Here is a 14,761-nt window from a genome sequence, read left to right on the forward strand (position 1 = left end):
CTAAAAACACAAGTCTTTTGACTTGTGTTTTTTTATTTCCCATGAAATAGGTTCGATTCTGCAAGTAAAAAGGCTGAAATGTAGTAAGGGATTTTTTGAGCAGAAATAGTAAGGAATTGATAAATAAATGGGTAATCTTCAGAACCATAGCTTCCAAGTAAATCATACCACCAATCTGTTTCGTATCTAGAAATCATACTTAAATTGTAGAGCAATAAATAATGAACAAGAAGTTCAGGTAATACAGGTTTAGGATTTCTAGGGTCAGTTGTAAGTGGTAAGTAATAAGTATCAGCAAGATACTCGTAGTATAAGGGCGTGCTATACACAGGATTCCACGACTGGATAGGAGCCGTAAAAAGCAAATTTGATTCACTCATTTTCCCAGGGACATGTTGCATGGATAAATGCTTACAAGTTGATTCAATGTAACGTGAAAACCTTTCTGTAGTCATATGGAGGCGATCTAGTATACCGACCGAAAAGGAAAGTTCATTTGTATTTACCGAATCGATTTTATATAAAGTAGCACCTCGTTGACTATAGCGAAATAGGTTTTGTAATTCAGGAATATTCCCCATTAAATCTAGCATGTTAAACTTCTCTGATTCCAAGTGTTTCATGTGAAACAGCTGTTCTGCAACATGAGTAAATAATCCATTTTTTTGTACCTTCACCTCATCCTCTAAAAATTGATATCCTTGTTTTTTTCGTTTACGTGTCGTAACACCATGAGCTAAAACAGTAGTGGATTCTGGATAGTTAGGATCAATAGTTAGTAAGCAGGCTTTAAAAAGTTGGCTCATTCCATAAAACAATAACATTGGCTGGATTGAAAAGGGGGCTACCTTATATAATTCATAATAGTTTTTCCCGTGTTCTAAGTAATAAATAAAGGGATAACAGTTTTCAAAACTTTTTTTTTCAGCATCTTGTATGGAGGATTTTTCATAACAACGGGCAAGATAACGTTGTACATTTTGAGATGAAAAGAAGAAACTTAATTGCTGCCAAGTACGATGTGATTGATGCATATATTACGCTCCTTTTATTGTCTAAAAATTCTAACATATATATACGTCCTTGACAGTATTTTAACCAATTGATAAGCTACTAATAATAATTTCTGGTATCATGGGGGGAACAATTATGTGGGAATCTAAATTTGTTAAAGAAGGTTTGACTTTTGATGACGTATTACTTGTACCAGCAAAGTCAGATGTACTACCAAGAGAAGTAAGTGTTAAAACAGTTTTATCTGAAAGCTTACAGTTAAACATCCCGTTAATTAGTGCAGGAATGGATACAGTAACAGAAGCGGATATGGCTATTGCAATGGCTCGTCAAGGCGGTTTAGGAATTATTCATAAAAACATGTCTATTGAACAACAAGCAGAGCAAGTTGATAAAGTAAAACGTTCTGAAAGTGGCGTTATCTCAGATCCTTTCTTTTTAACTCCAGAACATCAAGTGTATGATGCAGAGCATCTTATGGGAAAATACCGTATCTCAGGTGTACCGGTTGTAAATAATTTAGACGAACGAAAATTAGTTGGTATTATTACAAACCGTGATATGCGTTTTATTCAAGACTACTCAATCAAAATTTCCGACGTAATGACAAAAGAACAGCTAATTACAGCTCCAGTTGGTACAACGCTAGGTGAAGCTGAAAAGATCCTACAAAAGTATAAAATTGAAAAACTCCCTCTTGTTGATAACAACGGTGTATTACAAGGGCTTATTACAATAAAAGATATCGAGAAAGTAATTGAATTCCCAAATTCCGCAAAGGATAAGCAAGGACGTTTATTAGTTGGAGCAGCGGTTGGTGTAACGGCTGATGCTATGACTCGTATCGACGCATTAGTAAAAGCTAGCGTAGATGCAATCGTACTTGATACAGCTCACGGACATTCTCAAGGTGTTATTGATAAAGTAAAAGAAGTTCGTGCAAAGTATCCTTCACTAAATATTATCGCCGGAAATGTTGCTACTGCTGAAGCAACAAAGGCATTAATTGAAGCGGGCGCAAACGTAGTTAAAGTTGGTATTGGACCAGGTTCTATTTGTACAACACGTGTTGTAGCTGGCGTTGGTGTACCACAATTAACAGCGGTTTATGATTGTGCAACAGAAGCTCGTAAACACGGCATTCCAGTTATTGCTGACGGTGGTGTTAAGTATTCTGGTGACATGGTTAAAGCTTTAGCAGCAGGGGCACACGTTGTTATGTTAGGTAGTATGTTTGCTGGTGTTGCTGAAAGCCCTGGTGAAACTGAAATTTACCAAGGTCGTCAATTTAAAGTATACCGTGGTATGGGTTCTGTCGGAGCGATGGAAAAAGGAAGTAAAGATCGTTACTTCCAAGAAGGAAATAAAAAACTTGTTCCAGAAGGTATCGAGGGACGAGTACCATATAAAGGACCTTTAGCAGATACAGTTCACCAATTAGTTGGTGGATTACGTGCAGGTATGGGATATTGCGGAGCACAAGATTTAGAATTCTTACGTGAGAATGCACAATTCATTCGTATGTCAGGTGCTGGTTTACGTGAAAGCCATCCTCATCACGTACAAATTACAAAAGAGGCTCCAAACTACTCATTATAATGTCTTATATACAAATAGACGGAGATTTGATATCTCTGTCTATTTTTTTTTGATTATGTTAGAATAACGGTTATGTGAGTACATAGATATTGGGGGTAGCAAAAGTGAAAGGTATGTTTTGCAAAAGGTTCATTGCGCTAGTAACAATGCTTACACTAGCTTGTAGTATGTTGTTACCATACAGCAATGCATCAGCAGAAACAGGATCTGCTTTAAACATTGAAGCAGGTGCAGCAATTTTAGTTGAAGCGAATTCTGGGAAAATTTTATATCAAAAGAATGCGGATGAATTATTGTCAATTGCTAGTATGACAAAAATGATGAGTGAATATTTAGTTCATGAAGCAGTGGATAAAGGAAAACTTAAGTGGGATCAAAAAATTAAGGTTTCTGAATATGCGTATAAAGTTTCGCAAGATGCTTCCTTATCAAATGTTGCATTAGAAAATGGTGGCACTTATACAGTAAAAGAATTATATGAAGCAATGGCAATTTTCTCTGCAAATGGTGCAACAATTGCATTAGCAGAAGCAATTGCAGGTAAAGAAGTAGATTTCGTAAAAATGATGAATGATAAGGCGAAAGAATTAGGATTAAAAAATTATAAATTTGTCAATTCTACAGGTTTAACGAATAAAGATTTAAAGGGAATGCATCCTGCTGGTACAACACCAGATGAGGAAAATAAAATGTCTGCGAAGGATGTTGCAACTTTAGCACAACATCTACTTCAAGATTATCCGAAAGTATTAGATACAGCAAAAATTCCTAGCAAAGTATTTCGTCCGGAAAAAGAGAAGTTTCAAATGTTAAACTGGAACTGGATGTTAAAAGGTTTATCTAAATCATATGATGGTGTAGATGGCTTGAAAACAGGATCAACTCCAGAAGCAGGAGATTGTTTCACTGGTACAGTTGAAAGAAACGGAATGCGTTTTATTTCTGTAGTTATTAAAACAAATTCTCGTCAAGCTCGTTTTGATGAGACAAAGAAGTTATATGATTATGGATTTGATAACTTTGAAATGAAGCAAATGTATAAAAAAGGTTCTTCAGTAAAAGGACAAGAAACAGTTCGAGTGGAAAATGCTACAGATAAAGATGTAGCAGTTCAAACAAAACAAGCTGTTTCACTTCCAGTGCCAAAGGGAAGTAAGGATGTTTATAAAACAGAATTAAAAGAAGCAAGTAAGGGACAAGAAGCACCTATTAAAAAGGGAGCTGCACTTGGCAAAATGGTAATCACACCAAAAGATACAAATGACCCTGGATTTTTATCTGGTAAGTCATTACAAATAGACCTTGTAACAACATCTGCAGTAGAAGAAGCGAATTGGTTTACTCGTTCTATGCGCGGAATCGGTTCTTTCTTTAGTGGTATATGGAATAGTGCTGTTGATACAGTAAAAGGTTGGTTTTAAAAGCTCCTCATTGTAGGGGCTTTTTCTTATTCCTATTTTTCATACCGACTTTATGAAAAAGTAGTAGACAAGCATCTGATAGTTAGTGGTAGAATGTAAGAGTATTCTTAATTTTCGCCTTTAACGGGGAAAAGCAATTCACCTAGGGGGGTTTTTGTAACATGACAAATGTAACAGGGACAGAACGTGTAAAACGTGGAATGGCAGAAATGCAAAAAGGCGGCGTTATTATGGACGTAATTAACGCTGAACAAGCAAAAATTGCAGAAGAGGCAGGCGCAGTTGCCGTTATGGCATTAGAGCGTGTACCAGCAGATATTCGTGCAGCAGGTGGCGTTTCTCGTATGGCAGACCCAACAATCGTTGAAGAAGTTATGGGTGCAGTGTCAATTCCGGTTATGGCAAAATGCCGTATCGGTCACCTTGTAGAAGCACGTGTGTTAGAATCATTAGGGGTAGACTATATCGATGAGAGTGAAGTATTAACTCCTGCTGATGAAGTATACCATTTAAATAAACGTGATTACACAGTTCCGTTTGTATGTGGTTGCCGTGATATTGGAGAAGCTGCACGTCGTATTGCAGAAGGTGCATCTATGCTTCGTACAAAAGGTGAACCAGGAACAGGAAACATTGTAGAGGCAGTGCGTCATATGCGCCAAGTCAATGCAGAAATCCGTCAAGTTGCAAGTCTACGTGAAGATGAGTTAATGACATATGCAAAAAATACTGGTGCTCCTTATGAAGTACTACTTGAAATTAAACGCCTTGGTCGTTTACCAGTTGTAAACTTCGCAGCAGGTGGTGTAGCAACACCAGCAGATGCAGCGTTAATGATGCAACTTGGTGCGGATGGTGTATTTGTAGGATCTGGTATCTTCAAATCAGAGAATCCAGCGAAATTTGCACGTGCAATCGTTGAAGCGACAACTCATTATGAGGATTACGAACTAATTGCAAGCCTTTCTAAAGGATTAGGTAATGCGATGAAAGGTATCGAAATTTCAACGTTATTACCAGAACAACGCATGCAAGAGCGTGGATGGTAATTGAAGGAGAACTTTAAAATGGTGAAAATCGGTGTACTAGGTCTTCAAGGTGCAGTTCGTGAGCATGTGAAATCAGTTGAAGCAAGTGGTGCAGAAGCTGTTGTTGTAAAGCGTATAGAACAACTTGAAGAAATTGATGGTCTTATTTTACCAGGCGGTGAAAGTACAACAATGCGCCGTCTTATTGATAAGTATGCTTTCATGGAGCCACTTCGTACATTCGCGAAGTCTGGTAAACCAATGTTTGGTACATGTGCAGGAATGATTCTTCTTGCAAAAACACTTATTGGCTATGAAGAAGCACATATTGGTGCTATGAATATTACAGTTGAGCGCAATGCGTTCGGACGACAAAAAGATAGCTTTGAAGCTGCCCTTTCTATTAAAGGTGTGGGAGAAGATTTTGTTGGCGTATTTATTCGTGCCCCGTATGTTGTAAATGTGGCAGATGATGTTGAAGTACTTTCTACACATGGTGACCGAATGGTAGCGGTAAAACAAAATCAGTTTTTAGCTGCTTCATTCCATCCGGAATTAACGGATGATCATCGTGTAACGGCATACTTTGTAGAAATGGTAAAAGAAGCGAAAATGAAAAAAGTTGTATAAGTAACTTGCAACTTGTATAAGATTATAGTAAATTGATGGTAACAATTTTATAAAATAAGCGTGTTGATAGGAAGTAGTAACAAATGCCGTTTCTTATAGAGAGTCGATGGTTGGTGGAAATCGATAGAAACAGTTTGTGAATCCATCCTGGAATGGAATGTGGAATATCTTTATGATTAGTAAACATTCCCGGTGAAGAGCCGTTATTTCTACTTGAGAGGAAGGCGGCAATGCTTTCAACTAGGGTGGCAACGCGGGTTAACTCCCGTCCCTTTATATAGGGACGGGAGTTTTTTGTGTTTTATAAAATAAAAGGAGGAGTATATAATGCTTGATATTAAATTTTTACGTACAAATTTTGAAGAAGTAAAAGCAAAGTTACAGCATAGAGGCGAAGATTTAACTGATTTTGGTCGCTTTGAAGAGTTGGATACGAGAAGAAGAGAACTACTTGTTCAAACAGAGGAACTAAAAAGTAAACGTAACGAAGTATCTCAACAAATCTCTGTATTGAAGCGCGAAAAGAAAGATGCAGAAGCTCTAATTCTAGAAATGCGTGAAGTTGGAGAAAAAGTAAAAGATCTTGATAATGAACTTCGCACAGTTGAAGAAGATTTAGAAAGATTAATGTTATCTATTCCAAATATTCCTCACGAATCTGCTCCAGTTGGGGAAACAGAGGATGATAATGTAGTAGCACGTACTTGGGGAGAAGTGAAAGAATTTGCTTTTGAACCAAAACCACATTGGGATCTTGCTACAGATTTAGGAATTCTAGACTTTGAGCGTGCTGGGAAAGTAACAGGAAGCCGCTTCGTATTCTACAAAGGTGCTGGCGCAAGATTAGAGCGTGCTTTAATTAGCTTTATGCTTGATCTTCATACTGATGAGCATGGATATGAGGAAGTATTACCTCCGTATATGGTAAACCGTGCAAGTATGACAGGAACAGGACAACTTCCGAAATTTGAAGAAGATGCATTCCGTATTGAAAGTGAAGATTACTTCTTAATTCCAACAGCTGAAGTACCTGTAACGAATATGCACCGTGATGAAATCTTAAATAAAGAACAATTGCCTATAAGATATGCTGCATTTAGCTCTTGTTTCCGTTCTGAAGCAGGTTCAGCTGGACGCGATACACGTGGTTTAATTCGTCAGCATCAGTTCAATAAAGTAGAGCTTGTAAAGTTCGTAAAACCAGAAGATTCTTATGAAGAGTTAGAAAAACTAACAAATGATGCAGAACGCGTGTTACAATTATTAGAGTTGCCATATCGCGTTATGAGCATGTGCACAGGCGATTTAGGATTTACAGCAGCGAAGAAATACGATATCGAAGTATGGATTCCAAGCTATGGCACATATCGTGAAATTTCTTCTTGTAGTAATTTTGAAGCTTTCCAAGCGAGACGTGCAAATATCCGTTTCCGTCGTGAGCCAAACGGCAAACCAGAACATGTTCATACATTAAATGGATCTGGTCTTGCAATTGGACGTACGGTGGCAGCTATTTTAGAGAACTACCAACAAGAAGATGGTACAATTATAATTCCAGAAGTTCTTCGCCCTTATATGGGAGGAAAAACAGTTATTAAGTAAATTTATAAACATTCATCGGTATGAGTGATTGGTAATTATGAGCGTTGTCAGTACTATAATGTAGGAGGGGAAAAGTAAAATTTTCCTTTCCTCATAATTTATTTTAGTAGGGTTGACTAACTGTTTTTCTTTTGATATTATATTTGATGTCAATATGGAGGTATACCCAAGTCTGGCTGAAGGGATCGGTCTTGAAAACCGACAGGCGGCGAGAGTCGCGCGGGGGTTCGAATCCCTCTACCTCCTCCAGATATAATTGACAACAGCGCATATAAGTGGAGATTGGAGAACTCGTTACCAACACGTAACGAGTTTTTATTTTAAAACCAATCATAAAGTATGGTGTAAGGCGATCTTGTCCTTATTACACACTCATATTCCGATGATTATCTTCATAGATATGAAAGGAGTCAACATGGATCTTATTATACAAACGTTTCCTTTAGATGGAAAAACTTTATATTATGTACAATGTCCTGTCTGTAAGAACAATAGAATTTTAAACAGTGGTGCAAATGTATCACGCATTATTAGCGATGATACATTCCGTAAACTTTGTGGTTGCACTTGTGATGTAAAGCAAACTGCGACAAAAGTAGAGGCACCAAAAAAAGTTAAAAAGGAAGCTGTAAAGAAAGAAGCAGCTCCAAAACGTACAGGTAAAGTATTGACAGCAGTAATTAACGGAAAAGAAATGACTGTTAAAGAGATTGCTGAAGCATACGATATTAGTACAAGTACTGTTCGTCAGCGTATTAACGCTGGAAAACCTGAGAGTGAAATTATTGCTCCAACAAAGAAGAAGTAATTTAATAGAAAAACCCGTGCATATGCACGGGTTTTTTATTTTACAAGTTTACGTGTTTGTTTTAAAAAATGGCCAATTTTTTTAATGATTGGTTCAATAGAATCGCCATCTTTTAAAATATCGTATTCATTAATGTTTAATCGTAAAACAGGACATGAATTAAAGTTATTAATCCAGTTTTCGTAACGCCCATGCATCTCTTTCCAATACTCAATTGGTGTTTGCTGTTCCATCGGACGTCCACGTTCTTGTATACGATCAATGATATCATCGAAAGAACCTTCTAAGTAAATTAGTAAATCCGGATGAGGGAAGTAAGGAGTCATGACCATAGCGTCAAATAAACCTTTGTATGTTTCATAATCCGTTTCTGTCATTGTTCCTTTTTCATGATGCATTTTTGCAAAAATGCCAGTGTCTTCATAGATAGAGCGATCTTGAACAAAACCGCCACCGTATTCAAAAATTCTTTTTTGTTCTTTAAATCGTTCTGCTAAAAAGTATACTTGCAAGTGGAAGCTCCAGCGTGTGAAATCAGCATAGAACTTGTCCAAATACGGATTCGAATCTACTTTTTCAAATGATGTACGATAACCTAAAGCGTTAGCTAATGCAGTTGTCATAGTAGATTTACCAACACCTACTGTTCCAGCGATAGTGATTACTGCGTCATTTGGAATGTCATATTTTTGCCTTAAATTCATTATTATTTCGACTCCTTTAAGAGAGTATTTTGAAGGGCAGATAGGATGACGTTTAAATCGTCAGGATTTTTTATAAAATCCATATCGTCTCCGTTAAATTTCAATACTGGGATATCTGGATGATCCTTTTTAAAGGCATCCATAGCTGTTTCATAATCTTTTGTGAGCTGTAGTAAGTAATTTGGATCCATATTTTTTTCGAATTCTCTTCCGCGCATTGCGATTCGCTTTTGTAATGTTTCTAGGCTGGCTGTTAAATACACGATAACGTTTGGTACTGGCATATCTTGTGTAAGGATACGGTAGATTTGCATGTACTTGTCATATTGAGAATCTTTTAATGTACGGGATGCGAAAATTACATTTTTAAATATATGATAATCCGCTACTACTGGCTTCCTTTGATTCAAATACTTTATGTTAATATCTTCTAATTGTTTGTATCTATTACAAAGAAAGAACATCTCTGTTTGAAAACTCCATTCGTCGATGTCTTCATAGAACTTTCCTAAAAAGGGGTTTTCATCAACAATCTCTTTCAATAAGTGGAGTTGCATGTGAGTTGAAATTTCCTTCGCAAGTGAAGTCTTTCCAACACCAATTGGTCCTTCAACCGTGATAAATGGTACTCCGGTCACGCTGTTTCCTCCTTTCAATCAGTGATTTACCGTGACTACTAAAAACACAAAACAGAATTATTGTAGCACAAGAGGGAAGCGAGCGGGTTAATTTGCTATAAAAAGTTAGAAAATAGATATATGTATTAATTAAATTTTATTTGAGATGATGGTCTTATATTTGCTTTTAATGTGGCTTTCATTATTTTTAAAGCATGCAAGTTATCCTGATCATGATTAGAGGCAATACAGTCCTCTGGTACATACAGTGTATAATTTCTCATATGAGCATCGTTAGCTGTAAAGAGGATACATATATTTCCGGCGACTCCTGTTAATATGAGATTTTCTATTTTTAAATAGCCTAATAAAGAATTTAAAGGTGTTTCATAAAAAGCAGAGTAATGTGGTTTAATGAAAATATAATCATCAGAATTTGGAGCAATCTTATGAATTATATTTTTACTATACTCATTTGTACAATGAGTAATTAGTTGGTCAATATCAGATCTCCAAAGTTGATAATGGTCATTAATATAAATTATGGGGTAGCCGAAGGATTTCATTGTTTTCTTTAATTGTAAAATAGGGGTTGTTATAATTTCGCATTTTTTGGCTAGGATAGGTCCGTGTGAAAATTGAAAATCATTAATCATATCGATAATGAGTAAGGCAGTGTTTTTCATATGTAATCCCCTCTCTTTTTTCTTAGGGTGGATTGAATTTGTAAAAGTTATCCCATGTGTAGTAAATGGAAATAAGTATACTTTATTTGTAATGAAAGGACTATGTTATGGAACACGATCAGGATATTTATTTTATGCAGTTAGCAATAGAAGAGGCTAAAAAAGCAGAGGCAATACAAGAGGTACCAATTGGAGCAGTTATAGTGTTGGATGGTGAAGTAATTAGTATTGCTCATAATTTAAGGGAAACTGAGCAAAGATCAATAGCTCACGCTGAGTTGTTAGCTATTGATGAGGCGTGCAAAAAATTAGGGACATGGCGTTTAGAAGATGCGACATTATATGTAACATTAGAACCTTGTCCGATGTGTGCGGGTGGAATTGTTTTATCACGAGTGAAGCGAGTTGTATATGGTGCAAGTGATCCGAAAGGTGGATGTGCAGGGACATTGATGAATCTTTTAACGGATGAACGTTTTAATCATCAATGTGAAGTAACAGCTGGTGTATTAGAAGAAGAGTGCGGTACTTTGTTAACAAACTTTTTTAGAGAGCTTCGTAAAAAAAGAAAAGAGATCAAGAAATTAGAGAAAAGCAAAGAGAATTAACGTATTTGCATTTTATAAAAAAACAAGTTATACTGATAGTGCCTTTAATGAAGGCAACCGAATATTGGTTTTAACTTTGCCGTGCTAAGCGGGGAGGTAGCGGTGCCCTATACTCGCAATCCGCTCTAGCGAGGCCGAATCCCTTCTCGAGGTTATGTTGCTGTAAGGTCTGCCTTAAGTAAGTGGTGTTGACGTTTGGGTCCTGCGCAACGGGACCCCGTGAACCTTGTCAGGTCCGGAAGGAAGCAGCAATAAGCGGGTCTTCTCGTGTGCCGCAGGAGTGCCTGAACCGAGCTAACTGCTTGAGTAACGCTTATGGTACGTAATCGACAGAAGGTGCACGGCAGTTATATATGTATACAAAACTCACCTTAATACTAAGGTGAGTTTTTTGTATGGAAAATAACTTTTGGAATCTATAAACAGAATGGGTTATAATAAATGAGATAATAACCTTTGAGGGAGGCCGTATTTTCGTGTCATACCAAGCGTTATACCGAACATGGAGACCGCAAAAATTTGAAGATGTAGTCGGTCAAAAGCACGTGACAAAAACGTTGCAAAATGCCCTTCTTCAAGAGAAAGTTTCACATGCTTATTTATTTTCTGGGCCGAGGGGAACAGGAAAAACGACCATTGCAAAAGTATTTGCAAAAGCAATCAACTGTGAACACGCTCCGGTAGCTGAACCTTGTAATGAATGTCCTTCTTGTTTGGGGATTACACAAGGATCTATTTCGGATGTATTAGAAATTGATGCGGCTTCAAATAACGGTGTAGATGAAATTCGAGATATTAGAGATAAAGTAAAATATGCTCCAAGTGCTGTAGAATATAAAGTATACATTATTGATGAGGTTCACATGCTTTCTATGGGTGCCTTCAATGCGCTTTTAAAAACGTTAGAAGAGCCACCAGGACATGTCATCTTTATTTTAGCGACAACAGAACCACATAAGATACCACCTACGATTATTTCGCGTTGCCAACGTTTCGAATTTCGAAAGATATCAGTAAATGATATTGTTGAGAGATTATCGACGGTTGTGACTAATGAAGGTACGCAAGTAGAAGATGAGGCGTTACAAATTGTTGCACGTGCCGCTGAAGGTGGTATGCGTGATGCGCTTAGTCTTATTGATCAGGCAATATCTTATAGTGATGAAACAGTTACGACCGAAGATGTATTAGCTGTAACAGGTTCTGTTTCTCAGCAATACTTAGGTAACTTAGTAGAATGTATACGTGAAAATGATGTATCAAGAGCATTGCGTATTATAGATGAGATGATGGCTAAAGGGAAAGATCCAGTTCGCTTTATGGAAGATTTCATTTACTATTATCGCGATATGCTTTTATATCAAACTTCACCACAACTGGAACATATGTTGGAACGAGTGATGGTAGATGAGCAATTCCGTATGTTAAGTGAAGAAATGCAACCGGAAGTAATCTATGAAATCATTCATACCCTTAGTAAGGGACAACAGGAAATGAAGTGGACAAATCATCCGCGAATTTTCTTAGAAGTTGTTATGGTACAACTGTGTCAACAGTTTATGATGCAAGCAAACGGTGCAGATCGTTTACAAGCAATTATGAACAGGATGCAGCAATTGGAGAAAGAGTTAGAACAAGTTAAAAAGAATGGTGTGCCGGCTGGTGTGCAGCAGGAAGTAAGAGAGACACGTGCAGCACCAAAGCCAGTACGGACAGGTAGTATGAAGATTCCTGTCGGACGCGTAAATGAAGTATTAAAGCAAGCAAAGCGTCAAGATTTAGAACAATTAAAAGCTGTGTGGGGTGAGTTGTTAGGAAGACTCAAAGCATACAACAAAGTGGCGTTTGCTGTTTTATTAGAAAATAGCGAACCGGTAGCGGCTTCGGATGATACTTACGTTTTAGCGTTTCAATATGAGATTCACTGTAAAATGGCGAGCGAGAACCGAGAAGCTATGGACACAGTGGAACAGGCTTTATTTGAATTGCTAAGTAAAAGATTAAATATGATTGCCATTCCAAAAAGTGAATGGGGTAAAATCCGTGAAGATTTTTTACAGCGTGAAGGCGGAGCTTCTGAAGAAAGCCCAGAGAAAAAAGAGGATCCTCTTATAGAAGAGGCAGTAAAATTAGTAGGGCAAGAACTTATTGAAATAAAAGAGTAATAATAATTAGGAGGAATTAATTATGATGCGTGGCGGAATGGGAAATATGAATAACATGATGAAACAAATGCAAAAGATGCAAAAGGATATGGCAAAAGCGCAAGAAGAACTTGGTGAAAAAACAGTTGAAGGTACAGCTGGTGGCGGTATGATCACAGTTATTGCAAATGGTCATAAGCAAATTCTTGAAGTGAAAGTGAAAGAAGAAGTTGTAGATCCAGAAGATATCGAAATGTTACAAGACTTAGTTTTAGCTGCAACGAACGATGCACTTAAAAAAGCTGATGAACTTTCAAACTCTACAATGGGTAAATTTACAAAAGGCTTAAACTTACCGGGTGGAATGTTCTAGGAGGATATTGATATATGCATTATCCAGAACCAATATCAAAACTAATTGATAGTTTTATGAAATTGCCAGGAATCGGACCGAAAACAGCGGTTCGATTGGCATTTTTCGTATTAGATATGAAAGAAGACGATGTGTTAGGTTTTGCAAAAGCACTTGTAAATGCGAAGCGAGACTTAGCATATTGTTCTGTATGCGGGCATATTACTGACCGTGACCCTTGTTATATTTGTAACGATTCACATCGAGATCAATCGGTTGTTTGTGTTGTGCAGGAACCGAAAGATGTAATCGCAATGGAAAAAATGAAAGAGTATCAAGGTGTATATCATGTGTTACGTGGTGCTATTTCTCCAATGGAGGGAATTGGACCAGAAGACATTAATATCCCGCAACTTTTAAAGCGACTACATGACGAAACGGTACAAGAAGTAATATTAGCAACAAATCCTAATATTGAAGGGGAAGCTACAGCAATGTATATATCCCGCCTCTTAAAGCCGACAGGTATTAAAGTAACTCGTATTGCACATGGTCTGCCAGTTGGTGGAGATTTAGAATATGCAGATGAAGTGACACTGTCGAAAGCGTTAGAAGGTCGTAGAGAAGTATAAGAGGAGAAACAAAAATGTTCTTTCAAAAAAAGGGTAAATTGCGTAAAGAGTATGATGATAAGCTAATTGTACTATTAGAAAAGGTAAAGAATGAGTGGTTACGTCAGAAGAGAATGGTGGAACAAAGCGTTGAACCATCTCAAGATGTGCTTTGTTCTTTAAAGATAGCAGAGGCGAAATATTTCTTCTTGTTAAAAGAAGCAAAACGTCGTCCTGTAAAAATGGAACAATGGTAAAAGGTTCTGCTGAAAAAGCAGAACCTTTTTATTTTATCTTTAGCAGTTACTTCGTTTGGAAAGAACAAGTAATGGTTGTTATGAAGAAAGTGTTACCGAATAAAGGTGAATAAGACAAAACGACTGGAGTTATATGATACATGTTCTTTTTTATCTTCTTGTCCCATACAAATAAGTGTGTATAGGTCATTCATAAGGAGGAAAAAATGAATTCTACAATTATTATTGTCGGTATTCTTACATTGGTTTTTATTTTCCTTGTTTTTGGTGTTTCTTCTAAGCCATTACGTTTTATAGGAAAAGCGCTTTTTCATGTTACTTTGGGAGTAGCATTACTTTTTATCGTAAATGTTATAGGAACATATTTTGATTTTCATATTCCAATTAACTTGGGAACCGCAACAATCACAAGTTTATTAGGCCTACCTGGTGTTGCTGCATTAGTGGTTATTAAGCTTTATATCATGCCAAGATAAATTTATTTTGGCATTTTTTTAAAAAGTGTTGACGAACGAATGATTAATATGTTAAATTAATAAGCGTCGTCAGGAACGAAAGAAAAAAGTTGTTGACAGATTTAACGCGAAATGTTAAATTATAAAAGTCGCTGAAACGCGATGTTGAACTTTGAAAACTAAACGAAACAAACAACGTGAAACGTCAATTTTTATTTTTAGATG

Annotated in this window: 16 protein-coding genes, 1 tRNA gene, 1 other RNA gene and 1 other annotated feature; of the genes, 14 read left to right on the forward strand and 4 right to left on the reverse strand. The window is 36.9% G+C overall.

Annotation, left to right across the window (positions count from 1 at the left end):
• Nucleotides 1-32 precede the first annotated feature (32 nt).
• Nucleotides 33-1,034 (reverse strand): YaaC family protein, encoded by a 1,002-nt coding sequence (locus VF726_RS31295; RefSeq protein WP_440174105.1) that lies wholly within the window; start codon nucleotides 1,032-1,034, stop codon nucleotides 33-35.
• Between the two features lie 115 nt (nucleotides 1,035-1,149).
• On the opposite strand from VF726_RS31295, the gene guaB reads away from it, so the two are divergent.
• From guaB to VF726_RS31330, 7 genes are all read left to right on the forward strand, one after another.
• Entirely contained in the window at nucleotides 1,150-2,613 is a 1,464-nt protein-coding gene (guaB, locus tag VF726_RS31300) for an IMP dehydrogenase (protein WP_087955341.1), read from the forward strand.
• Nucleotides 2,614-2,726: 113 nt separating this feature from the next.
• The gene (locus VF726_RS31305) at nucleotides 2,727-4,034 is read left to right on the forward strand and encodes a D-alanyl-D-alanine carboxypeptidase family protein (protein WP_440174117.1); all 1,308 of its coding nucleotides are present in this window, start codon (nucleotides 2,727-2,729) and stop codon (nucleotides 4,032-4,034) included.
• Between the two features lie 161 nt (nucleotides 4,035-4,195).
• On the forward strand, nucleotides 4,196-5,083 hold the full coding sequence (gene pdxS, locus VF726_RS31310) for a pyridoxal 5'-phosphate synthase lyase subunit PdxS (protein ID WP_000186156.1): 888 nt from the start codon (nucleotides 4,196-4,198) through the stop codon (nucleotides 5,081-5,083).
• A gap of 18 nt (nucleotides 5,084-5,101) precedes the next feature.
• Nucleotides 5,102-5,692, forward strand: coding sequence for a pyridoxal 5'-phosphate synthase glutaminase subunit PdxT (pdxT, locus tag VF726_RS31315; protein WP_440174108.1), 591 nt, complete (start codon nucleotides 5,102-5,104; stop codon nucleotides 5,690-5,692).
• 54 nt (nucleotides 5,693-5,746) lie between these two features.
• Nucleotides 5,747-5,968: a binding site (T-box leader), on the forward strand.
• Nucleotides 5,969-6,019: 51 nt separating this feature from the next.
• Nucleotides 6,020-7,294, forward strand: a complete 1,275-nt coding sequence (serS, locus tag VF726_RS31320; protein WP_000884181.1) for a serine--tRNA ligase — start codon at nucleotides 6,020-6,022, stop codon at nucleotides 7,292-7,294.
• Between the two features lie 156 nt (nucleotides 7,295-7,450).
• A tRNA-Ser gene (locus VF726_RS31325) sits at nucleotides 7,451-7,543 on the forward strand.
• Nucleotides 7,544-7,709: 166 nt separating this feature from the next.
• Complete coding sequence (locus VF726_RS31330) at nucleotides 7,710-8,102, forward strand: DUF3797 domain-containing protein (RefSeq protein WP_000364200.1); 393 nt, start codon at nucleotides 7,710-7,712, stop codon at nucleotides 8,100-8,102.
• A 35-nt stretch (nucleotides 8,103-8,137) separates the two neighbouring features.
• On the opposite strand, the gene VF726_RS31335 is transcribed toward VF726_RS31330, so the two are convergent.
• The 3 genes from VF726_RS31335 to VF726_RS31345 all read right to left on the reverse strand — a co-directional run bounded on the left by VF726_RS31335 (nucleotide 8,138) and on the right by VF726_RS31345 (nucleotide 10,109).
• Nucleotides 8,138-8,806 carry a deoxynucleoside kinase gene (locus VF726_RS31335; RefSeq protein WP_074565686.1) on the reverse strand — a complete coding sequence of 223 codons (669 nt, stop codon included), beginning with the start codon at nucleotides 8,804-8,806 and terminating at the stop codon, nucleotides 8,138-8,140.
• Nucleotides 8,807-8,808: 2 nt separating this feature from the next.
• The gene (locus VF726_RS31340; protein ID WP_017561726.1) at nucleotides 8,809-9,444 is read right to left on the reverse strand and encodes a deoxynucleoside kinase; all 636 of its coding nucleotides are present in this window, start codon (nucleotides 9,442-9,444) and stop codon (nucleotides 8,809-8,811) included.
• Between the two features lie 125 nt (nucleotides 9,445-9,569).
• Complete coding sequence (locus tag VF726_RS31345) at nucleotides 9,570-10,109, reverse strand: isochorismatase family cysteine hydrolase (protein WP_440174112.1); 540 nt, start codon at nucleotides 10,107-10,109, stop codon at nucleotides 9,570-9,572.
• A gap of 107 nt (nucleotides 10,110-10,216) precedes the next feature.
• Here VF726_RS31345 and tadA point away from each other — a divergent pair, with 107 nt between their 5' ends.
• The 7 genes from tadA to VF726_RS31380 all read left to right on the forward strand — a co-directional run bounded on the left by tadA (nucleotide 10,217) and on the right by VF726_RS31380 (nucleotide 14,557).
• Entirely contained in the window at nucleotides 10,217-10,717 is a 501-nt protein-coding gene (tadA, locus tag VF726_RS31350) for a tRNA adenosine(34) deaminase TadA (protein ID WP_440174113.1), read from the forward strand.
• Between the two features lie 79 nt (nucleotides 10,718-10,796).
• Nucleotides 10,797-11,061: signal recognition particle sRNA large type (gene ffs / locus VF726_RS31355), an RNA gene on the forward strand.
• Nucleotides 11,062-11,193: 132 nt separating this feature from the next.
• Nucleotides 11,194-12,882: a DNA polymerase III subunit gamma/tau gene (dnaX, locus tag VF726_RS31360; protein ID WP_440174115.1), complete on the forward strand. Its 1,689-nt coding sequence runs from the start codon at nucleotides 11,194-11,196 to the stop codon at nucleotides 12,880-12,882.
• 25 nt (nucleotides 12,883-12,907) lie between these two features.
• On the forward strand, nucleotides 12,908-13,234 hold the full coding sequence (locus VF726_RS31365) for a YbaB/EbfC family nucleoid-associated protein (protein WP_170930109.1): 327 nt from the start codon (nucleotides 12,908-12,910) through the stop codon (nucleotides 13,232-13,234).
• Between the two features lie 14 nt (nucleotides 13,235-13,248).
• On the forward strand, nucleotides 13,249-13,845 hold the full coding sequence (gene recR, locus VF726_RS31370) for a recombination protein RecR (RefSeq protein WP_000559169.1): 597 nt from the start codon (nucleotides 13,249-13,251) through the stop codon (nucleotides 13,843-13,845).
• A gap of 14 nt (nucleotides 13,846-13,859) precedes the next feature.
• Nucleotides 13,860-14,081 (forward strand): YaaL family protein, encoded by a 222-nt coding sequence (locus VF726_RS31375; protein ID WP_000466020.1) that lies wholly within the window; start codon nucleotides 13,860-13,862, stop codon nucleotides 14,079-14,081.
• A 206-nt stretch (nucleotides 14,082-14,287) separates the two neighbouring features.
• A complete protein-coding gene (locus tag VF726_RS31380) occupies nucleotides 14,288-14,557 on the forward strand; it encodes a pro-sigmaK processing inhibitor BofA family protein (protein WP_071758074.1) in 270 nt (89 codons plus the stop codon).
• Nucleotides 14,558-14,761: the final 204 nt, after the last annotated feature.

Source organism: Bacillus sp. Brlt_9, from assembly GCF_051948935.1.
Taxonomy (GTDB): Bacteria; Bacillota; Bacilli; order Bacillales; family Bacillaceae_G; genus Bacillus_A.

Coding starts and splice junctions, on each gene's coding strand:
- VF726_RS31295 (WP_440174105.1), bottom strand. CDS start 1,034: ATGCATCAATCACATCGTACTTGGCAGCAATTAAGTTTCTTCTTTTCA.
- guaB (WP_087955341.1), top strand. CDS start 1,150: ATGTGGGAATCTAAATTTGTTAAAGAAGGTTTGACTTTTGATGACGTA.
- VF726_RS31305 (WP_440174117.1), top strand. CDS start 2,727: ATGTTTTGCAAAAGGTTCATTGCGCTAGTAACAATGCTTACACTAGCT.
- pdxS (WP_000186156.1), top strand. CDS start 4,196: ATGACAAATGTAACAGGGACAGAACGTGTAAAACGTGGAATGGCAGAA.
- pdxT (WP_440174108.1), top strand. CDS start 5,102: ATGGTGAAAATCGGTGTACTAGGTCTTCAAGGTGCAGTTCGTGAGCAT.
- serS (WP_000884181.1), top strand. CDS start 6,020: ATGCTTGATATTAAATTTTTACGTACAAATTTTGAAGAAGTAAAAGCA.
- VF726_RS31330 (WP_000364200.1), top strand. CDS start 7,710: ATGGATCTTATTATACAAACGTTTCCTTTAGATGGAAAAACTTTATAT.
- VF726_RS31335 (WP_074565686.1), bottom strand. CDS start 8,806: ATGAATTTAAGGCAAAAATATGACATTCCAAATGACGCAGTAATCACT.
- VF726_RS31345 (WP_440174112.1), bottom strand. CDS start 10,109: ATGAAAAACACTGCCTTACTCATTATCGATATGATTAATGATTTTCAA.
- tadA (WP_440174113.1), top strand. CDS start 10,217: ATGGAACACGATCAGGATATTTATTTTATGCAGTTAGCAATAGAAGAG.
- VF726_RS31365 (WP_170930109.1), top strand. CDS start 12,908: ATGCGTGGCGGAATGGGAAATATGAATAACATGATGAAACAAATGCAA.
- recR (WP_000559169.1), top strand. CDS start 13,249: ATGCATTATCCAGAACCAATATCAAAACTAATTGATAGTTTTATGAAA.
- VF726_RS31375 (WP_000466020.1), top strand. CDS start 13,860: ATGTTCTTTCAAAAAAAGGGTAAATTGCGTAAAGAGTATGATGATAAG.
- VF726_RS31380 (WP_071758074.1), top strand. CDS start 14,288: ATGAATTCTACAATTATTATTGTCGGTATTCTTACATTGGTTTTTATT.